Origin of the sequence: Wenzhouxiangella sp. AB-CW3, assembly GCF_014725735.1 — a bacterium.
GTDB lineage: Bacteria > Pseudomonadota > Gammaproteobacteria > Xanthomonadales > Wenzhouxiangellaceae > Wenzhouxiangella.
On the sequence record NZ_CP061368.1, the window covers coordinates 565,295 to 585,803 of the forward strand.

The window sequence follows — 20,509 nt, forward strand, 5'->3', positions numbered from 1 at the left end:
GTAGTGATCCAGCATCAGATTGACCTCAGGCCAGCCTCGGCGAGCTTGCTCGTGGCCCGGTTCATGCTGTCGATGAACAGATCGCTGGTTTCCAGCATTTCGTGCGTGGTCCATTGATCGCTGGCGATCAGGTCCTTCATGTGCCTCAGCTTGGTATGGGCGGCATCCAGTTCACGCTGCACGCGCTTGCCTACAGCGACTTCGGCGTGCAGGTTCCGGTTGCTCTGTTCCAGGTCGGCCATGATGGTTCCGATCTTGCCTTCAACCAACGAGGCGGTTACGCCCTTTCGCTTGCACAATGCCAGTGCGGCGGTTCGCTGGCCCAGCATGCGTTGTCGTCCACTTTCGGCGACCAGGCGACCGAAGGGGTCGGCATCATCAAGTTGGCCGACCAGCATTGAGAGCAGTTGGTCGGTGTCTGTGACCAACTGGTCGCTGAGCTCAACCAGCGTGGTGGCTGTCGGTGCATCCAGATCGGATTGCGTTGCATTGAGAATGGCTTCCCAGATGGTCTTGATCGCGACGAGCTTTTCACCTACATCGGGTGCGCCGGCAGCGGGCTTGCCGGCCAGTCGGTCAGCCTGGCTGGAGAAGACTCTTGAGGATTGCTCGAGCATTCGAGATGAGACAGTCCGGTCTTCCTGGCCGCCCAGGCAGTATCCGGCCAGCTTTCGCTGCCCCATCATCTGCTGGCGGCTGGCCAGGTTGATGGTGCGATGCAGTCGCTTCTTTTCGTACTCTTCGTTGCCATTGGTGTCACGTTCGGCGCCGGTCTGCGATGACTGTGCCGGACTGTTCTCCAGCTCATGCGAGCGCTCTTCACGCCATTCCGGAACCAGCTATCGAGGCAAGCAGTAGGTAGCCGAGTACGGCGGCACGCAGCCCGGGTCGGGCCCGGTAAGAAGTCAACATTGGCAAATATTCCTTTAGGTGGCATGGCGGTTGAAAGCCCCTATAGTGCCTGGGTACATGTCAATGCATTGTGCTCGGGCCCGTATCTTGCGGCGTGGAGGGAATTTCGATCCGTTTGAAGTAGAATCGTGTGCGAATTCAGAATGCAAGGGGAGAAGATGCAGTTCCTTCCAGGCTTTGAGCTGCAGGCCGAGCTGCATCAAGGGAATACCTCTCTGGTCTGCCGTGCAGTGCGCAAGCGTGACGGCTTGCCGGTGGTCATGAAGGTTCACCGGAACGAGTTTCCGACGGCATCGGAGATTGCCCGTTTCGAGGACGAGTACAGGGTGGCGAGTCAGCTGCGCTTGCACTGTGGGGTGCGGTTGATCGATCTGGTTCGCGTGGGCCATCGTCGGGCGCTGATCTACGAGGATGACGGTTGTTTCAGTCTGAAACGGCTGAATGGTGATCGATCACTGCCGCTGGACCAGTGGCTGGATGTGGCCGTGCGCATAGCTGGCGCGTTGGCCGAGCTCCAGTCCACTGGTCTGGTCCATGGTGATATCAATCCCGGCAATATTCTCATGCATCCCGAATCCGGCGAGATCAGGCTCACCGATTTCGAGTTGGTGCACCGCGTCAATGATCCCGAGGCCAGCATGCTATTTGGCACGCTGGCCTATATCGCGCCGGAACAGACCGGGCGCGTCAAGGCCAGCCCGGATCATCGCAGCGATCTGTATGCACTCGGTGCAACGCTGTTTGAACTGGCTACCGGGAAGCCTCCGTTCCCCGAGCAGGATGATGCGGCGCTGATACATGCTCACCTGGCTCGTGTACCGCCTGCGCTGACGGCCCTGCGACCTGATTTTCCACCGATTGTCGAGGCCGTGATCCAACGCCTGATGGCCAAGTCACCACCGGACCGCTACCAGACCGCGACCGGGCTGCGCACCGATCTGGTCACGTTGCAACAGCAATTGCAGGCTGGTGAACCCCTGGACTTGATACCCGGGCAACGCGACTTTGCCGCCGCGCTGAAGCTGTCCAGTCGTCTGTACGGGCGTCAGGATGCCATCGAAACGCTGCGTGCGGGGTGGTTCATGGCGCAGGAGCATTCGGCCCTGGTCTGGCAGCAGTTGCGCGGTGCTCCCGGTATCGGCAAGAGCAGCGTCGTTGACCAGCTCGAAGACATCAGCAGCGCCGTGGTCTGCCGTGGGCGCTGCAATCCAGGGACTGTCAAACCTTATGCGCCGCTGATCGAAGCACTCGATCACCTGGTTCAGCGCTGGCTGACCTTGTCGGAAGCCGGCTTGTCGGAGCTGCGTGAAAAACTGGCACGGACACTGGGCAACAATGCAGCCGTGGTTGCCACCCTGGTGCCCGGGTTGCGTCAGTTACTTGGCCACCTGCCCGAACCTCCGACAACCAACGCCCGGAGGATCCAGAACCGGCTGGAAACGGCCGCACGCAGCTTCCTGCAGTTTGCCATGCGTGAGCAATCCCCTCTGGTATTGGTCATCGATGATCTGCAGTGGGCTGATATTGCCACCCTCAGTGCGCTCGAGTCCTTGATTGCCGGCGGCGATGGTCCCTGCCTGCTGGTCACAACCGAAAGAGAACAGCGGTCCGAGCTGCTGCAGCGCTGGCATGATCGAATGGACGAGTTGTCGTGTCGGCCGCAGCGGATCGAGCTGGAACGTCTGGATGATCAGCACTTGTCGAACCTGGTTGATGATGCACTGGGTCTGCCAGCCGTGGAACGTGATCGACTGGTATCGGTGCTCAGGGAAAAGACGCTGGGAAACCCGTTTTTTGTTCGGCAGGTGATGGCGCAGTGGGTCGACGGTGACTTTCTGCGCGTCGATGCCGACGGACAATGGCGCGCCGACTTTGACAGTATCGACCGTCTTGAAGTGGCCGACAACGTTCTTGACCTGATCGTCGACCGCATCCGTACTCTTCAGGAAGATGAGCGCCGCGTACTGGCTGTCGCGGCCTGTGCCGGGCCGAGATTCAGTGCCCGCATCGTGATGAAGGTTCTGGGTGATGAGGCGCTGGGCGATATTTTCCATCAACTTGTCGACAAGGGGCTGTTGAGGGCCCATGAGGGAGGATTGGAGTCGGAATATGCTTTCGTCCACGACCGCGTGCGTGAAGCCGTACTGGCGCAACTGGACAGAGACGAGCTGTGTCGGCTGAACCTGGCGCTTGCGCGACAGTTGCAGGCCGACGACCGGCACAACGTGTTTGCCATCGTGGCTCACTACAACCGGTCTTTGAGTGCCGTTGACAGTGACGAAGACCGTGTCACCGTCGCCAGCCTCAATGCCGAGGCAGCCCGGCTTTCGCGTACGCAGGCGGCATTTGCCGCGGCCCTGGAGTTTGCCGAACGCGCCGTGGCGCTGTGGCCCGGTTCAGCGCGCCAGCACGACTCGGAGGGCACGATTCAGCTTGAGTTGCTGCTGGCCGACTGTCAGGCCGGGCGTGGGCAGCTTCAGGCCGCTACCGAAACCTACGAGTCGGTTCTGAAAATGGTCGACAGCCCGGTCAGCCGCGCTGCTGTCATCGAACGCCTGGTCGATGCGCTGCAGTCCCAGGGCAACCCGGCAAAAGCGCTGGAAGAGGCCGAACGTGCGCTGGCCCTGCTCGGTGTCGAGCTGGATCTGGACGACGAGAATGGCGTGGCTGCCGTGCAGGAGCGCTTGAGCAACCGACTGGTGCGTCCGGAAATGCTTTCGCGCATTGACGATCTACCGGAAGCAACCGAAGAGGCGGCACGCATGTCACGGTTGTATGACAAGACCATTATTGCCGTGTATTTTTCCAACCCCTCGTTGCTTGGCTATGTCACGGCGCGGGCAGTGGAGCATGTGCTGGAATCGGGGCTGACGCCCGAAGCTGGTTTGACATTTGCCTGGTGGTCGATGGTGCTCTGCATGCAGGGAAAGTACCGCCAGGGTGAAGCGTATGCCCGTCTGCCCCGGCTCATGCATGACCGTTTCGGTGATGACTACTATGGCGGCGCCGGCCGGATGGTGGCCGCGGCCATGGCCCTGAGCTGGACCCGCCCCTACGAAGAAATCTTTGCCGAGCAGGAACAGGCTGCTGATCTGCTTCACAACAGTGGCAATCTGCAGTTTGCCAGTTATGCCCTGATCGTGCAGCACATATCGACGGTCATTCAGGGCGCTAGCCTGGATGAAATGCTCAAGAGCTGTGAGCGCTGGGGCGACTATTGCAGACAGCATGTGCCCCTGGAGCACGGACAGGCACGTATACGCGCCCACTGCATTCGTCGACTGATGGGACGGCAGGTCGAAAGCCTGGATTGTGAGGCCATTGTCCAGGCATACGAGTCGAAGGGCAACCACACCGACGTATGCGAATCGCTGGTCGAGATGGCGCGCGCTGCCTGGATCACGGAAGATTTTCGTCAGGCCCTGGCTTTCTGCGAACGAGCCGAACCGGCATTCCTGGCCGGGGCGGCGGGCAGTCTGCTCCTCAATTTCGGACACGCAGTGATCTACAGCATCAGTCTTGCGCGTGCTGCACGGAAACAAACGGGTGAGCACGCTCAGGAACTGCGCGATCGTGCCGAGGTGGTTGCCGAGCGCGTTCTTCGGGTCACGGATCTTGCACCTGACAACTTCAAGGCCTACCACCACCTGGTCGCCGGCGAATTGCATTGCATGCGCGGTGAACTGGAGCAGGCCATGGTCAGCTGTCTGGGCGCCATACGTCATGCACAAGAGCACCAGCAGACCCTGCTGCAGGCTCAGTCAACCCGCATGCTAGTTTACCTGTTCCGACAGGCTGGCCTTGGCATGGATCAGGCCATCGCGCGTGAAGCCGACCAGCTTTTCCGGCAGGCCGGGTGCCTGGCCATGGTTCGTCGTGACGGCGATTCGGGGGCGGGTGCTGAAAGTACGCGTCCCAATCAGTCGAAAGCGGGTGCCGAGCTCGATGGGGTCGACCTGGCCAGCATCATCAAGGCCAACGAGGCCATCTCCGCAGAAATTGACTACGACCGTCTGTTGCTGCGGTTGATGGAAGTGACCGTCGAGAACGCGGGTGCCCAGATCGGAATCCTGATCATGGACCCGGAGATGCCCCGGGTGATTGCCTGCAGCCGGGATGGCACGCTTGATGAACCGCTGGATGAAAGTGCACGTTGTCCGGTGCAGATGGTCAGCTACGTGTTGCGCACCGGCTTGCCGGTCATACTGGAAGAGGGCTCAAGGCGCAGCATCTACCGTGACGATCCTTATCTGCGGAGCAACGATGTGCTATCGATCATGGCCGTTCCGATACTGCGCAAGGGTGAGGTGCTGGGCGCCATCTACCTGGAAAACGGGGCGGTTTCCGGCGCTTTCAATCATCAGCGTTTGCAGATGATCCAGCACCTTCTGGGCACCGCTGCCATCGCCCTGGAAAATGCCGCACTGTACAAGGAGCAGAGGCGCTATTCCGAAAAGCTGGAAGCTCGCGTTCGCCAGCGCACCCTTGAGCTGGAGCGTGCCAATGCGGTTCTGACCCGCCTGGCCGACCTGGATGGATTGACCCAGATCAGCAATCGTCGCGCTTTTGATGATCATGCGACCCAGTGGCTGCAGGCCGGTCACAGTCTGTCGCTTGTGCTCTGCGATGTGGATGACTTCAAGGCCTACAACGATCACTACGGCCATATGGCAGGCGACGAGGTCTTGCGCGAGGTTGCGCGAGTGCTCGATGCCCTGGATCTGGGCGGACAAGGGCTGGCCGCCCGCTACGGTGGCGAGGAGTTTGCCGTGCTGATGCATGGCCTGGAAGACGATCGGGTGGTCGAAATCGCCAGACAGTGCCGCGATCGAGTGCTTGACCTCGATCTCCCGCATGCCGCCGGACATGCCATCGGTCGAGTCAGTGTGTCAGTCGGTGTGGCCCTGAACGGTCACCATCTTGAAGACCTGATCGGCCGGGCCGATCATGCGCTTTACGCGGCCAAGTCGGCCGGACGAAATCGGGTTATCGTGGAGACGGAGTCTGACAGCGACGGTTGACAGCGCCGTCCCGTCACGCCAGCTTTTCCAGCTTCCGGACCTGGGCCTCGAGCTCGGCCACGGTAGTCTGGTGTTCGGCCAGACGCTGGCGTTCCTTGTCGACGACCTCGGCCGGGGCGTTGGCGACGAAGCGTTCGTTGGCCAGTTTCTTCTCGGCCTGTTCCAGCCCCTTGCGCTCGCGTTCGAGTTGCTTGTTGATGCGCGCCAGTTCCTCGCCGATATCGACCAGTCCGGCCAGCGGAATGAGCAGGCGCAGGTTGCCGGCGAGCGCTACGGCACAGTCTCCGCTGTCACGGTCGTCATCGACTCGGTCGATGGTCTCGATGCGCGCGAGACGGCGGATCAATTGAGCAAAACGCTCCAGTCGCTTGTGGTCGGAAGCATCGCCCTGTTGCACCATCAGTGGCATGGGTTTTCCCGGTGCCAGGTTGAGCTCGGTGCGTGCCGAGCGAATGGCCGAGATGATGGCCTTGAGCCATTCGGCATCGGCCACGGCCTCTTCGTCGATGGTGCCGGCCTCGGGCCATTCGGTGGCCATGATGCTGTCCGCCTCAATGCCGGCCGGCACGCGTACCCGCTGCCAGATCTCCTCGGTGACGAAAGGCACGAAGGGATGCAGCAGCCGCAGTGTACGTTCGAGCACGGTGGCCAGGGTGTGGCGGGTGGCGCGGGCGGTGTTGTCATCGGCATCGTCGGCCAGTGCGGGCTTGGACAGCTCCAGATACCAGTCGCAGAATTCGTGCCAGACAAATTCGTAAAGCGCTTTTGCGGCCAGGTCAAAGCGGTAGTCGGTCAGTGCCTGCTCGACTTCGGTCACTGTCTGCGACAGGCGTGAAAGAATCCAGCGCGACAGCACATCGAGCTCGTCCTCGGCCGGGGCGGGCAGCTTGTCCTCGCCGGTGTTCATCAGGGTGAAGCGCGCCGCGTTCCAGAGCTTGTTGATGAAGTTACGGTAGCCTTCGCAACGACCCAGGTCGAACTTGATGTCGCGACCGTGACCGGCCAGGGCGGTAAAGGTGAAGCGCAGGGCGTCGGCGCCGAAAGCAGGAATGCCGTCAGGAAATTCCTCGCGCGTGGCCTTCTCGATCTTCTTTGCCAGTTTGGGCTGCATCATGGCGCTGGTGCGCTTGTCGACCAGCGCTTCGAGCTCGATGCCGTCGATCAGATCAATGGGATCGAGGATGTTGCCCTTTGACTTCGACATCTTCTGACCTTCGCGGTCGCGGATCAGGCCGGTGATGTAGACCTGTTCGAACGGCACTTTGCCGGTGAAGTGTCCGGTCATCATCACCATGCGCGCGACCCAGAAGAAGATGATGTCGAAGCCGGTGATCAGCACCGAGGTGGGCAGGTAGCGATCAAGCCCTTCGGACTGCATCCGTTGTTCATCGGGCCAGCCCAGGGTGGAGTGGGCCCACAGGGCCGAGGAGAACCAGGTTTCGAGGACGTCCGGGTCCTGGATGAGCGAGGCGTCCGGCGCGAGGCGCGAGGCGTGTTTCTCGCGCACTTCTTCTTCACTTCTGCCGACGTAGATGTTGCCGTTATCGTCGTACCAGGCCGGGATGCGATGACCCCACCACAGCTGGCGCGAAATGCACCAGTCCTCGAGGTTTTCCATCCAGTGGCGGTAGGTGTTGATCCAGTTGCCGGGCACGAATTCGATATCGCCGGATTCAAAAGCTTCGAGCCCGAGCTGGCCGAGCTCGTCCATCTTCACGAACCACTGGTCGGTCAGGTAAGGCTCGATGATCTGGCCGGAACGGTCGCCGCGTGGAACCATCAGGGTATGCGGTTTCTCCTCGACCAGCAGATCCTGTGCTTTCAGATCCTCGATGATGCGCGCTCGGGCCTCGAAGCGGTCCAGGCCGCGGTAAGCTTCGGGCGCGTTGTCGTTGAGCTCGGCGGTGGGCGTGAAGATGTTGATCGGCTCGAAGTCGTGACGCGCGCCCACTTCCCAGTCATTGAAGTCGTGTGCCGGGGTGATCTTGACGCAGCCGGTGCCGAATTCCATGTCGACGTAATCGTCGGCCACCACCGGGATCTGTCGCCCGGTCAGCGGCAGCTCGACGGTCTTGCCGACCAGGTCGCGATAGCGTTCGTCGTCCGGGTGCACGGCCACGCAGACATCCCCCAGCAGGGTTTCAGGACGGGTCGTCGCGACAATCACATCGCCTTCGCCATCCGTGCGCGGATAGCGGATCGACCACATCTTGCCCTGTTCTTCGCTGTTGACCACTTCCAGGTCGGAAATGGCGGTCTTGAGCACCGGGTCCCAGTTGACCAGGCGCGGTCCACGATAGATTTTGCCTTCCTCGTGCAGGCGCACGAAGGTTTCGATGACCGCCTCGGACAGGTCCGGGTTCATGGTAAAGCGCTCGCGCGACCAGTCGGCCGATGCCCCCAGGCGGCGCATCTGCGAGGTGATGGTCGAACCCGACTCCTCCTTCCACTGCCATACCCGCTGCACGAACTCCTCGCGCGTGAAGTCATCGCGCTTCTTCCCCTCGGCCTCGAGCTGGCGGGTGACCACCATCTCGGTCGCAATGCCGGCGTGATCAACACCGACCTGCCACAAGGTGTCACGGCCTTTCATGCGCTGGTAGCGGATCAGCGCATCCATCAGCGTGTGCTGAAAAGCATGCCCCATGTGCAGCGTGCCGGTGACATTCGGTGGCGGCAACAGAATGCAGAACGGCTCGCCCTCGCCGGAAGGCTTGAAGCAGTCCTTCTCTTCCCAGAAGTCGTACCAGCGTTGTTCGAGGTCGTGGGGGTTGTAGGTCTTGTCCATGTTCGTATGTGGTTGGCTATTTGTAGGTCGGCGGCTCGAACTAATGAAGGGTTCAGGTTTCAGCGTTCAGGTTTCAGGGTCGCCTTCGTTCTTGTTTTTCCTGAACCCTGAAACCTGAAACCTTTTCATCTTTATTTCAGCACGTGATGATGCAATTGAGCGCCGCGCTGTTTCCAGGCCACCCAGCGTTCTCGGAGCTTCGCCTTGATCCCTTCTTCCGGCGGCACGATTTCCAGAATGCGCTCGAAGCGTCCGCCCGGCAGGGGGGCAGTCGGGTCCAGGTTGATCAGGATGCCGGCCTGGTCGGGCGCATCCTCGGACAGACGGATCGGGGCGCGGTCGTCTTCGATACCATGGGGCAGGAAGCGGCCCTCGGGCTTTTCCCATAGCTGGCGGTCGAGCATGTGCAGGTCGCGCCGGGGTGCGACCACGGCAATCGAACGAGTCTTGGGCCAGGCGCGCGAGACCAGCACCCCGGCAACGAACAGCGGGTCGGTAAAGCGTCCGCTCATTTCGTAGAAGTCTACGCGCATGCGGGCTTCGGGTGGCTGGTCGGTGATCGGAGACGCATGCGGCTGCGACTTTTGCTGGTGAGTTGCAAGTTGTCAGTTGTAGGTTGCAAGTCGGCGCCTGAAAGCGGTGCGGGCCAGGTTCCGCACTGCCAACCCATGGCCAGCAACCCAGAAATCGGAAACCAAACATCCGAAGTCGACTTACAACTTACAACCGACAACTTGCAACTCCTAGCTGACAACTTGCAACTAATCATCACTGGCTTGCAACTGGCAACATGCAACCACGCCGCTCGGCGTCAGCCGAGGGCGTCCCAGCCGCCGGCGCGATCGGCCAGCCACTGCACCAGCATGCCGACCGGGCGGCCGGAGGCACTTTCAGGCTTGCCCCACTGCCAGGCCGCGCCGGCGATGTCGATATGCGCCCAGCGCTGGCCGTCGGCGAAACGCGACAGGAAGCAGCCGGCGGTGATGGAGCCGGCCGGCATGCCGCCGAGGTTCTTCATGTCGGCAAACGGGGTTTCGATCTGTTCCTGGTAGTCGTCCCACAACGGCAACCGCCAGCCGCGATCGGCGGCTTCGGTGCCGGCAGCCAGCAATTCCTCGGCCAGTTCGTCGTCCTGGGTCATGATGCCGGCGGCATGGTGGCCGAGCGCGACCACGCAGGCGCCGGTGAGCGTGGCGATATCGACGGTCACGGCCGGCTTGAGCTTCTGGCCGGTCCAGTAGATGGCGTCGGCCAGGATCATGCGGCCCTCGGCATCGGTGTTGTGGACTTCGATGGTCTTGCCGTTCATGGCGGTAATGACATCGCCCGGGCGATAGGCCTTGCCGTCGGGCATGTTCTCGACCGCCGCGACCACGCCTTCGACGTTGAGCGGCAGCTTCAGGCGGGCGACGGCTTCCATCACGCCGATGGTGGTGGCCGCGCCGCACATGTCGAATTTCATCTGTTCCATCAGATCGCGCGGCTTGATCGAGATGCCGCCGGTATCGAAGGTCACGCCCTTGCCGACCATGGCGGCAGGTGCATCACCTTCCTTGCCGCCTTTCCAGCTCAGCCGGATGAGACGTGACGGATTGGTGCTGCCCTGGCCGACGGCCAGCAGGGCATTCATGTTCAGTTCGGCCATTTGGTCCTCGTCGAGGATCTCGACTTCCAGGCCGTCGTGTTCTGCGGCCATGCTCTCGGCGACTTCGGCCATGTATACCGGTGTGCAGATGTTCGGCGGGAGATCGCCCAGATCACGGCAGCGCTGAATGCCGGCAGCGATGGCGTTGGCGATGCCCAGCTCGGTGTCGATGCCATTCCCTGCCGGAAAGCTGACCGACTCAGTGGCCGGAGCGGCATGATCCTTCGGTTTCTTGGTGGCCTGGTAAATGTAGTCGGCATGGGCCAGTGCCAGGGCGGCATGGCGCGCTTTCCAGGCCGCATCCCGACCCTGAACCGGCGCATCGTCCATCAGGCAGCACGCTGAAGTGGCCTGCGACTGTCGCAGTGCCTTGCCGGCGGCTTGAACGGCCTTGACGAAAACGATTCCGTCAAGTTTCTCGAGCTTGCCGAGGCCGGCAACCAACACACGCGAGGCGCTTATGCCGGCGACATCGTGCAATATCGTAGTCTTGCCGGCCTGGCGTGGCAGATCATTGCGCTCGGCCAGGCGCGAGAATGCGCCGTCACTGGCCTCGTCCAGCGCCTGGAGTGCAGGCCCGAATTCCTGATCGACGGCCAGCCCGACTATCAGGCAATCCGACTCGATGGCGCTCACCTTGGCGTTGGTAGTAGTAAACTGCATGGTCTGGTTTCCCGGAGTCTCTTGGCAAGGCACAGATTGTACCTGTCCGAGCCCCTGATCTGAATGCTGATCCTGCAACGATACATCCTGCGCCAGGGCCTGGCTGCAAGCGTCCTCAGTCTGATGGTGTTCCTCGGTGTGACCGTGGCGCTGTTTCTGGCCGAACTGGTTGGAGACGCGGCACAGGGTGAGCTGCCGGGCTCCAGCGTGGCCCTGTTGTTGGCTCTGAGGCTGCCCGAGGCGATCATCCTGGTCGGTCCGCTGGCCTTGCTGACTGGTTTGTTGCTGACTTTCGGGCGGCTGCAGGAGGAAAGCGAGACGATAGTCGTGCGTGCCAGTGGGCTGGCGTTCAGGCGAATGCTCTGGCCAGTGCTGGTGCTGGCCGGCTTCTGGGGTGGTGGCCTGCTGCTGATTTCCGGCTGGCTTTCGCCGATGGCCCTGGAACGTACCGGTCAGCTTATGGAGGATGCAGCCCAGCATGCCATGGTTGCCGGGGTGCGGCCCGGGCAGTTCGGACGCATGGACGGTGGCCGGACGACGATCTATGTCGGCGCCATTGAGGGTGAGGGTGAGCGCTTGCGCGATGTATTCATACAGCACATGGAAGGCGACCTGGCCGAAGTGCTGACAGCCCGCGAAGGGCGGGTCTGGACCAGCCCGGAAGATGGCACACGCTATCTCACGCTCACCGACGGCCGGCAACTTCAGCATGGTCTGCCGCCCAATCAGGGCGGTCTGCGCGAGGTGCAGTTTGCGCGCAATGATTTGCGTTTGCCGACTCCGGAGATCACGTCGTCGGAATCCGAGTCAGGCATGACACTCAATGAGCTGCGGCGGCCGGAAAACCCGGATGAGCGGCGCGAATGGCACTGGCGCCTGGCCGCGCCGGCGGCCGCGGTATTGCTTGGCATGCTGGCCCTGCCGCTGTCGAGCCGACTGCCACGCCAGGGCCGGTTTGGCAGCATCGTGATTGCCCTGGTGCTTTATCTACTTTACTCCAATGCAATTCATGCCGGGTTGATCATGATGGAACAGCGTGCGGCGATGACGGGGCCCGGATTGTGGCCGGTCCACGGCGCCCTGGCCATGCTGATGGCCTGGATGTGCGTGAGGCAGTGGCGAGTATGGTGATCCCCGGAATACTGGTGCGCCATGTTGGTCGCGCGGTGCTGCTCGGCATTGCACTGGTCGCCGTGCTGCTGCTGGGCCTGTACACCATCATTGAACTCATACGGGAGTCGCGTGCACTGACCGGGGACTACGGCCCCTTGCAGATGGTGATCTATATTGCCCAGACGTCGCCCAGACGGCTGTATGACATCTTTCCCTTTGCCGCCCTGATCGGCACCATGCTGGGACTGGGCGGGCTGGCGGCGGCCAATGAGCTCGTGGCCATGCGGGCGGCCGGATTCGATCGCCGACAGATACTGGTCAGTGTGATGGGCGCGGTCCTGCTGTGTGTGATCGCCCTGATGACCGTCAGTGAGTTCCTGGTGCCGGGGCTGGAGGCCCGCGCTGGCGCCGAGCGCGACCAGGCGCGTACCGGGCAGGTGCACCTTGGGCGTTACGGTGCGCTGTGGATTCGTGATGGTGCGCACATGCTTCGCATCGGTCACTCGGCATGGAGTCGTGATGATCAACCTGAGTTCGGAGATCTGCTGATCTACCGGGTGGATCAGCAGATGCGGCCTGAGCACATTCTGCGCGCCGAGACTGCAACTCATGATGGCCAGGCATGGCTGATGCGTCAGGTCAGTTACCGGAACCTGGAAAGTCCGGATGAAGTCCGGATCGGGGTCGAGCATGAACGTCGGATGGATTCGACGCTCAGTCATGATCTGTTTTCCTCGGTCATCAGCCGGCCGCGGGTGCTGTCGGTGGGTGACCTGGCCGAGATGATCGAATTTCTTGAGGTCAACGGGCTCGATACCGCAACCTACGAACAGGCGCTCTGGAACCGCGTTTTCTTCCCGCTCAATGTGCTGGCCATGATCCTGGTCAGCCTGCCTTTTGCCTTTCGTGGCGGCCGGCACTCCAGCCGTGGCATCAACCTGTTTTTCGGTGTCAGTCTGGGGTTGGCATTTTTTGTCATCAGTCGCCTGTCTCAGGGCATGGGCATGCTGATGCCCGGCCCGTTGTGGCTGTCGGCGCTGATGCCCTCGCTGGCCATCGGCATGCTCGGCATTCTGATGCTCAGGCGGCTCTGAAGCGCTGAATGTCTCCTGAATTCAGGTCGGGGTTTTCGGATCGACCACCAGCCAGGTTCTGGAAGCGAGATCATGCCAGGTGGCGCGGCGTGGATGAAACAGGCTCCAGAACAGCCCGATTCCGAAGCACAGCAATGAAGCAATGGCCACGACAAAACGCACCAGTGTGGTCATCCAGGTGACAGGTCGATGGTCAGAAACGAGCCGAATGCGCCAGGCTTTCATGCCCAGTGTTTGCCCGCCATGCAGCCAGCAGAACCCAAGGTAAATCCATGCAACGAGCAGCAGGTAGAGCTGGTAAAGCAATGAACCGGCTTCGATTTCTCCGCCCATTGGAATGATGATGATGGCCGTGGCGATCATCCACAGAGCAATCAGCAGTAGGCCGTCGTAGAGCATGGCTGCAAGGCGTCGTGCCAGGCCACAGGGTTGCTTGTCCAAGATGCGTTTGCTGCCTTCCGGGTCGGGCGACCGGTCATGTCGTTCGTTGGCGTGACTGTATTGTATTCCCGAATTCGGTTGCGCTTGATGCCGAATTTCAGGGGCGTGTTCGGCGGCGGTAGTTCATCTGGTCAATAGTGAGACCGTTAGTAAGGACTTTCATGACACGTTGAAATATGGCACAGTATTAGGCGCCGCGAGGGAGTTCACGAGATCAAATGGATAATCACACTCCCAACGTGCCAACCGTAAAACGATACTTTTGATCGGACCCGAGGAGGTCAGCATCATGCAATCAAGCGAAGATACAAGACTCGACCAGCAGATGCCGGATGCCGGCAGTGCCGCGGGTGCATCGCAAAGTGACACCCCAGCCGAGCGGGATGTGACGTCCGGCGCTGCGTCACCGGTCAAGAAAGCCTCCAAGAAGAAGGCCTCCAAGAAGAAGGCCTCCAAGAAGAAGGCTTCCAAGAAGAAGGCTTCCAAGAAGAAGGCTTCCAAGAAGAAGGCCTCCAAGAAGAAGGCTTCCAAGAAGAAGGCTTCCAAGAAGAAGGCCTCCAAGAAGAAGGCCTCCAAGAAGAAGGCCTCCAAGAAGAAGGCTTCCAAGAAGAAGGCTTCCAAGAAGAAGGCTTCCAAGAAGAAGGCTTCCAAGAAGAAGGCTTCCAAGAAGAAGGCTTCCAAGAAGAAGGCTTCCAAGAAGAAGGCCTCCAAGAAGAAGGCCTCCAAGAAGAAGGCTTCCAAGAAGAAGGCTTCCAAGAAGAAGGCCTCCAAGAAGAAGGCTTCCAAGAAGCGCGGCAAGAAGAAGGCCAGCGCCGGTTCCGGTCGGTATTCCCGGGTGCTGGCGGCCGCCGACGAGTTGCGTGATGCACTGGCCGAATTGGCCGCCGGTGAGGTGCAGGAACGCCGTCAGGCCGTCGAAGATCTTCGCGCCGCGGCGCGAGCCAAGATCTCCGACCTGGAGACGGCAGCCCAAACCAGCCTGGCCCGGCTGACAGGTCGCAGCTGAACCATCGGCTGATGCCGGGGGTTGCCTGGTGCAATCCCCGGCATGCTGCTAATGGTGGCCTCACCGCTGACCACGATTGATGCCTTTCTGGATGCCGCCTGGGCCGAACGCGGCCTGGCGGCCAATACACTTTCCGCCTATCGTCGAGACCTGATCGACTTCTTCGGTCGTATCGATGTGCCACTGGCGGCCATCACCCGGGCCGAAGTGCTCGAGTGCATGGCTGAACGGTTGCGGCGTGGTGATACGGTCGCCAGTATTCTTCGACAGCTTTCATGTCTGCGGCAGTTTTTCGCCTGGGCAGTGCGCGAGCACCATATCAGGGCCGATCCCACACTGGATCTGGAAGGTCCGCGAGCAGCCCACCCCTTGCCTGGTTCCCTGACGTCATCGCAGATCGAGGCCCTGATGGCCGCGCCATCGGTTGATGAGCCTCTCGGCTGTCGCGACCGGGCGGTGCTGGAGACCTTCTATGCGACCGGCATGCGAGTCAGTGAACTGGCCGGTGTCACGCTGTCCCAATTGAACCTGGTGCGCGGGGTGATTCGTGTTCGGGGCAAGGGAGGACGTGAGCGACTGGTCCCACTTGGAGAGGCGGCTCAGGATGCGCTGACGCTTTGGCTGCATCGGTTCCGGCCCGAATTGAAGCCGGTATGCGACCAGGTATTCGTGTCCCGCACTGGCCGTCGTCTTTCGCGCCAGGCGTTGTGGTCGCGCATTCGCCAACATGCACGCCAAGCGGGCATTGACGATGCAGTCTACCCCCACCGCTTGCGACACGCGTTTGCCACACACCTGCTCGATCACGGTGCCGATCTGCGGGTCGTGCAGATGCTGCTGGGCCATGCCGACCTGTCGACGACGCAGATTTACACCCATGTGTCGCGCTCGCGCCTGAAAAAGCTTCATCGCCAGCATCATCCGCGAGGATAATATGATGCGGAGTTTTTCAGAGTGGTTGAAACTTGTTGCGGGCTTTGGACTCCAACCAGTGCGTGGCCCCTTGCGTGTGGCCAGAGGGGTGTCGAGCGATGTTGCAAGGGGGCAAGTCTGCTCCGGGTTCGGGACGGGTCCTGCTTGGGGGCAGTGCAGCCACTTGATGAATGGCTGGTAAGCGGAGGCGGATGGCGCCTCGGAATCGAAATCGTTTGTGCTAGGAGACTGAAATGAATGTCTGGTTGAAGACGGCAGTTGCCGTCGTCGTGATGTGGGTCGGAGGTGCAGGGCAGGCTGCCGACTATGCCGCAATCGAGGATCGCATCAGTGGTCTGGTCGCTGAAGTGAATGAGCTGAGTGTGGCCGAGACCCCGGTGCCGGGACTCAAGCAGGTTCGAGTCAATAACGACATCATTTACATGAGCGCCGATGGCCGGTACCTGTTGCAGGGGCGGTTCATCGATCTCGACACCCAGACCGATCTGACCGATGCGGCCAAATCCGACATGCGGCGCGAACGACTGGCCGGGCTGGATTCCAGCCAGTTCGTGAGTTTTGGCCCCGAGAATGCGGAATACGACGTGATCGTCTTTACCGATCCTGATTGCGGGTATTGCCGCCGGATGCATGAGCAGATTGAGGAATATGCAAGCAACGGCATCCAGGTTCACTACCTGGCTTTCCCCCGTGCCGGCGTCGGCTCGCAGACCTATGACACACTGGTTTCGGTGTGGTGTGCACATGATCAGCAGGAAGCCATGGACGTCGCCAAGGCTGGTCAAACCCCGCCGCGTGCCACCTGCGACAATCCGGTTGAAGAGCAGTATCAACTAGGTCAGTCTCTGGGTGTGACGGGCACGCCCTCGATGATGACCTTCAACGGCGACATGATTCCCGGCTACGTGCCGCCGGAGCAGCTCAAGTCGAGGCTCGAAAGCCTCAATGGTCAGCACTGATCGGCAGCTTGCTGGTTCTCGTGGGTGTGGGGTCTCGCCGGACGACGCTCTCGCCTATAATTGCGCCCCTGAATGAGAGAACTCCCCAGGGGCCGCAATGATTTTTCTGCCAGGTCGTCGAGCGCTTCCGCAATTCCGGCTGGAGCAGCTTGCCGACGCCATTTCCGAGATCCAGGGCCGCCGGATTGGCCTTCATGCCCGCGATCTGTACCTGCTGGGTACGGATCGACTGCCCGATGAGCCCGACGGTTCGCGCCTGCGCGCATTGCTGGGCGCGGACGGTGCAACCCTGACCGAGCTGACCGACGTCCAGTTGCTGGTGGCGCCGCGTCCAGGCACGGTGACGCCCTGGGCTTCTCGCGCTCGCGATATTCTCCGGCGTTGCGGGCTTGGTCGCTACACCGCCATCGAGCGCGGGGTGGTGTTCACGCTCGATGGAGTCGCGGCAGCCGACCTGACCCGCGAAGCGCGCAACAATCTGCACGACCGCATGACCCAGATCGTCGTGGACCGGATCGATACCCTTGCTGGCTGGTTTGAGCTACCGGAACCGGCTCCTCTGGGTGTGATTGCGCTGGGTGATGATCCGTCGGTCGTGCTGTCGAAAGCCAACGGTGAACTGGGGCTGGCGCTGAGCAACGGCGAGATCGACTACCTGGCCGAGGCCTATTCTCGTCTTCAGCGCGATCCCACCGATGCCGAGCTGATGATGTTCGCCCAAGCCAATTCCGAGCATTGCCGGCACAAGATATTCAATGCGACCTGGACGGTGGATGGTCAGCCATGCGAGCCATCGCTGTTCAAGATGATCCGCAGCACGCATGCCGCCACCCCGGGTGGGACCCTGGTGGCCTATGATGACAATGCTGCCGTGGTCGAGGGGTTCGATAGTCGATTGCTGGTCAGCACCGACGAGCATCCGGCCTATGACCTTCGCGAGGGCAGGTTGCATATCCAGATCAAGGTCGAAACCCACAATCACCCGACCGCGATTTCACCCGAACCGGGCGCTGCCACCGGGTCGGGCGGTGAAATCCGTGACGAAAGCGCGACTGGCCGGGGCGCCCGCCCGGTCGCGGCACTGACCGGGTTCTCGGTGTCCGATCTGCGTATCCCGGGCCATGTCCAGCCTTGGGAAAACCTGCCCGAACCACCTTCCCGCATGGCGTCCAGCCTGCAGATCATGACCGAGGGTCCGATTGGCGGGGCGCGCTTCAACAATGAATTTGGCCGGCCGGCCCTGCTGGGCTACTTCCGCAGCTTCGCCGCCCGGGTCGACGATCGGCTATGGGGCTATCACAAGCCGATCATGATAGCCGGCGGCAGCGGCATCATTGCCGATGGGCTGACCCACAAGCAGCCATTGTCGGCCGGGGATCGCATCATCGTGCTGGGCGGTCCGGCCATGCTGATCGGGCTTGGCGGCGGCGCCGCATCGTCGATGAGCTCTGGCCAGTCCGACGAGGATCTGGACTTTGCCTCGGTGCAGCGCGGTAACCCTGAAATGCAGCGCCGCGCCCAGGAAGTCATCGACCGCTGCTGGCAGCGCGGCGAGCGCAATCCCATCAAGTCCATTCACGATGTGGGTGCCGGCGGCCTGTCCAATGCGCTTCCGGAGTTGCTGCATGACGGGGGTGTGGGCGGACGCCTGGAGTTGCGCGAGATCCCCACCAATGATCGTTCGATGTCGCCCATGGCGCTGTGGTGCAACGAGTCGCAGGAGCGCTACGTGCTGGCTATCTCTCCGGACGACCTGGAGACTTTCGCGGCCCTGTGCGAGCGTGAGCGTTGTCCCTGGGCCGACCTCGGGGCGGCCGATGCCGACGGACAGCTGCGCCTGGATGATCGCCTGTTGGGCACGCCGGCGGTGGACATGCCATTGGACATGCTGCTGGGCAAGCCACCCAGCATGCATCGCGATGTTCAGACCCGCTCCGTGCCGGTTCACCATGCCGGCCTGGAGAATGTTTCACTCGCCGAAGCGGCCGATCGGGTGCTGGCGCTTCCCGGAGTGGGTTCGAAACAGTTCCTGATCACCATTGGCGACCGCAGTGTCGGTGGCCTGACCGTGCGCGATCAGATGGTCGGCCCACACCAGGTGCCGGTCGCCAACTGCGCCATCAGCCTGCTCGACTACGAGGGGTATGCAGGCAGTGCCATGAGCATGGGCGAACGCACGCCGCTGGCCATCTGGGACTCGCCGGCCGCCGCACGTATGGCCGTGGGCGAGGCGGTGACCAACCTGGCCGGGACGCGGGTGCCGTCGCTTGATCGGGTCAAGCTGTCAGCCAACTGGATGGCGGCAGCCGGCGCGGATGGCCAGGATGCAGCCCTGCGCTCGGCAGTCGAGGCAGTGGCCGAGTTCTGTCCCCGACTGGATCTGTCCATTCCGGTGGGCAAGGACTCGCTGTCGATGCAGACGGTCTGGAATGACGACTCTGGCGAGAAGCGCATGTGTGCCCCGGTGTCACTGATCGTATCCGCCTTTGCGCCCGTGCCGGATGTGCGCCGCCACCTGACACCTCAACTCGACTCCACGGTGCCGTCAAGGCTGTTGCTGCTTGATCTGGGGCGCCAGCGCCTGGGCGGGTCGGCCCTGGCACAGGTATTCGGCCGCGAGCTCGGTGCCGTTCCGGATGTCGATGATCCGGATGCACTGAAGCGGCTGTTCAACGTTGTTCAAAGCCTGATTGATCAAAAGCGGATTCTGGCATTGCATGACCGCTCCGACGGTGGCCTGTTCGTGACCGTTCTGGAAATGGCGCTGGCCGGCCACTGCGGTGTTGACCTGCACCTGCCCTGCGCGCCAGAAGACGCTGCCGCATTCCTGTTCAACGAGGAACTCGGGCTGGTGCTGCAGGTGGCAGACGAGGATGAGGCAGCCGTGCGTGCGGCACTCGAGCAGGAAGGGTTGGCGGCTTTCAGTCACGATATTGGTCAGGTGTCGCAACAGGACCGGTGGTCGGTGAGTGCCGACGGGCAAGCGCTCTATTCCGCCGCCATGCCCGAACTGGCTCAGCGCTGGGGTGAAACCAGCTATCGCATACAGCGCCTGCGCGACCACCCCGAGTGTGCCGACGAGGAGTTTGCCACACTGGCTGACTGGTCGCGGCCCGGACTGGCCCCCAATGTCGAGTTCGATGTGCCGGCACCGGCCGTGCTGACCGGCGCGCGTCCGCGTGTGGCCATCCTGCGCGAGCAGGGCGTTAATGGACAGCGCGAGATGGCGCGCGCTTTCATGACGGCTGGGTTCGAGGCCGTCGATGTCCATATGAGCGACCTGGAATCGGGACGCCAGCGCCTGGATGAGTTTCAGGGGCTGGCCGCCTGCGGCGGCTTTTCCTTCGGTGATGTACTGGGCGCCGGGCAGGGCTGGGCGCGTTCGATTCTTTTCAATCCGGTCATGCGCGATCACTTCGAACAGTTCCTGGTCCGCAGCGATCGGTTTGCGCTGGGTGTGTGCAATGGTTGCCAGATGCTCTCGGCCCTGCGCGAAATCATTCCCGGCACCAGCCACTGGCCGGCTTTCGTTCACAACCGTTCGCGCCAGTTCGAAGCACGTCTGAACCTGGTCCGGATCGACGACAGCCCCTCGCTGTTCCTGACCGGCATGAGCGGCTCGCGATTGCCGGTGGTGACCTCGCACGGCGAGGGCAGGGCGAGTTTCGAGGCGGGTCAGGATCCGGCGGTATCGGCAGCCATTCGCTATGCCATGGCAAACGGCAAGCCGGCAGTGCGTTATCCTGACAACCCCAACGGTTCACCGGACGGTATCACCGGGGTGTGCAACGAGGATGGGCGGGTGACCATCATGATGCCGCATCCCGAACGATTGCTGCGCACGGTCAACTTCTCCTGGGCGCCGCGGCAGTGGGGTGAACAGTCACCGTGGATGAAGATGTTCCATAACGCCAGACAGTGGGTGGCATAAAGG

General features: G+C 61.7%; 12 protein-coding genes. 7 read left to right on the top strand and 5 right to left on the bottom strand.

Annotation, left to right across the window (positions count from 1 at the left end):
• Positions 1-14 precede the first annotated feature (14 nt).
• The gene (locus IC757_RS02395) at positions 15-686 is read right to left on the bottom strand and encodes a hypothetical protein (RefSeq protein WP_190975808.1); all 672 of its coding nucleotides are present in this window, start codon (positions 684-686) and stop codon (positions 15-17) included.
• A gap of 384 nt (positions 687-1,070) precedes the next feature.
• Between IC757_RS02395 and IC757_RS02400 the strand changes: the two genes are divergently transcribed.
• Complete coding sequence (locus IC757_RS02400) at positions 1,071-5,933, top strand: diguanylate cyclase domain-containing protein (protein WP_190975809.1); 4,863 nt, start codon at positions 1,071-1,073, stop codon at positions 5,931-5,933.
• A 13-nt stretch (positions 5,934-5,946) separates the two neighbouring features.
• Here the strand turns inward: IC757_RS02400 and IC757_RS02405 are convergent, their stop codons facing one another.
• The 3 genes from IC757_RS02405 to IC757_RS02415 form a co-directional block, all read right to left on the bottom strand.
• Positions 5,947-8,721: a valine--tRNA ligase gene (locus IC757_RS02405; RefSeq protein ID WP_190975810.1), complete on the bottom strand. Its 2,775-nt coding sequence runs from the start codon at positions 8,719-8,721 to the stop codon at positions 5,947-5,949.
• Between the two features lie 131 nt (positions 8,722-8,852).
• The gene (locus IC757_RS02410; RefSeq protein WP_190975811.1) at positions 8,853-9,254 is read right to left on the bottom strand and encodes a DNA polymerase III subunit chi; all 402 of its coding nucleotides are present in this window, start codon (positions 9,252-9,254) and stop codon (positions 8,853-8,855) included.
• 278 nt (positions 9,255-9,532) lie between these two features.
• Complete coding sequence (locus IC757_RS02415; protein ID WP_190975812.1) at positions 9,533-11,029, bottom strand: leucyl aminopeptidase; 1,497 nt, start codon at positions 11,027-11,029, stop codon at positions 9,533-9,535.
• A gap of 63 nt (positions 11,030-11,092) precedes the next feature.
• On the opposite strand from IC757_RS02415, the gene lptF reads away from it, so the two are divergent.
• Both lptF and lptG read left to right on the top strand, forming a co-directional pair.
• The gene (gene lptF, locus IC757_RS02420) at positions 11,093-12,160 is read left to right on the top strand and encodes an LPS export ABC transporter permease LptF (RefSeq protein ID WP_190975813.1); all 1,068 of its coding nucleotides are present in this window, start codon (positions 11,093-11,095) and stop codon (positions 12,158-12,160) included.
• Complete coding sequence (gene lptG / locus IC757_RS02425) at positions 12,154-13,236, top strand: LPS export ABC transporter permease LptG (RefSeq protein WP_190975814.1); 1,083 nt, start codon at positions 12,154-12,156, stop codon at positions 13,234-13,236. The genes lptF and lptG overlap by 7 nt, the downstream gene beginning before the upstream one ends.
• A gap of 21 nt (positions 13,237-13,257) precedes the next feature.
• On the opposite strand, the gene IC757_RS02430 is transcribed toward lptG, so the two are convergent.
• The gene (locus IC757_RS02430; RefSeq protein WP_223846222.1) at positions 13,258-13,677 is read right to left on the bottom strand and encodes an RDD family protein; all 420 of its coding nucleotides are present in this window, start codon (positions 13,675-13,677) and stop codon (positions 13,258-13,260) included.
• A 289-nt stretch (positions 13,678-13,966) separates the two neighbouring features.
• Between IC757_RS02430 and IC757_RS02435 the strand changes: the two genes are divergently transcribed.
• The 4 genes from IC757_RS02435 to purL all read left to right on the top strand — a co-directional run bounded on the left by IC757_RS02435 (position 13,967) and on the right by purL (position 20,506).
• Positions 13,967-14,683: a hypothetical protein gene (locus IC757_RS02435; protein ID WP_190975815.1), complete on the top strand. Its 717-nt coding sequence runs from the start codon at positions 13,967-13,969 to the stop codon at positions 14,681-14,683.
• 42 nt (positions 14,684-14,725) lie between these two features.
• Complete coding sequence (xerD, locus tag IC757_RS02440; RefSeq protein ID WP_411913467.1) at positions 14,726-15,616, top strand: site-specific tyrosine recombinase XerD; 891 nt, start codon at positions 14,726-14,728, stop codon at positions 15,614-15,616.
• Positions 15,617-15,849: 233 nt separating this feature from the next.
• Positions 15,850-16,575 (top strand): DsbC family protein, encoded by a 726-nt coding sequence (locus tag IC757_RS02445; RefSeq protein ID WP_190975816.1) that lies wholly within the window; start codon positions 15,850-15,852, stop codon positions 16,573-16,575.
• A gap of 97 nt (positions 16,576-16,672) precedes the next feature.
• Positions 16,673-20,506 carry a phosphoribosylformylglycinamidine synthase gene (gene purL, locus IC757_RS02450; protein WP_190975817.1) on the top strand — a complete coding sequence of 1,278 codons (3,834 nt, stop codon included), beginning with the start codon at positions 16,673-16,675 and terminating at the stop codon, positions 20,504-20,506.
• Positions 20,507-20,509 lie beyond the last annotated feature (3 nt).

Excerpts from the sequence above, each read along its gene's own strand:
- lptF (WP_190975813.1), top strand. The coding sequence starts at position 11,093 with ATGCTGATCCTGCAACGATACATCCTGCGCCAGGGCCTGGCTGCAAGC.
- xerD (WP_411913467.1), top strand. The coding sequence starts at position 14,726 with ATGCTGCTAATGGTGGCCTCACCGCTGACCACGATTGATGCCTTTCTG.
- IC757_RS02395 (WP_190975808.1), bottom strand. The coding sequence starts at position 686 with ATGATGGGGCAGCGAAAGCTGGCCGGATACTGCCTGGGCGGCCAGGAA.
- lptG (WP_190975814.1), top strand. The coding sequence starts at position 12,154 with ATGGTGATCCCCGGAATACTGGTGCGCCATGTTGGTCGCGCGGTGCTG.
- IC757_RS02415 (WP_190975812.1), bottom strand. The coding sequence starts at position 11,029 with ATGCAGTTTACTACTACCAACGCCAAGGTGAGCGCCATCGAGTCGGAT.
- IC757_RS02405 (WP_190975810.1), bottom strand. The coding sequence starts at position 8,721 with ATGGACAAGACCTACAACCCCCACGACCTCGAACAACGCTGGTACGAC.
- IC757_RS02400 (WP_190975809.1), top strand. The coding sequence starts at position 1,071 with ATGCAGTTCCTTCCAGGCTTTGAGCTGCAGGCCGAGCTGCATCAAGGG.
- purL (WP_190975817.1), top strand. The coding sequence starts at position 16,673 with ATGATTTTTCTGCCAGGTCGTCGAGCGCTTCCGCAATTCCGGCTGGAG.
- IC757_RS02445 (WP_190975816.1), top strand. The coding sequence starts at position 15,850 with ATGAATGTCTGGTTGAAGACGGCAGTTGCCGTCGTCGTGATGTGGGTC.
- IC757_RS02410 (WP_190975811.1), bottom strand. The coding sequence starts at position 9,254 with ATGCGCGTAGACTTCTACGAAATGAGCGGACGCTTTACCGACCCGCTG.
- IC757_RS02435 (WP_190975815.1), top strand. The coding sequence starts at position 13,967 with ATGCAATCAAGCGAAGATACAAGACTCGACCAGCAGATGCCGGATGCC.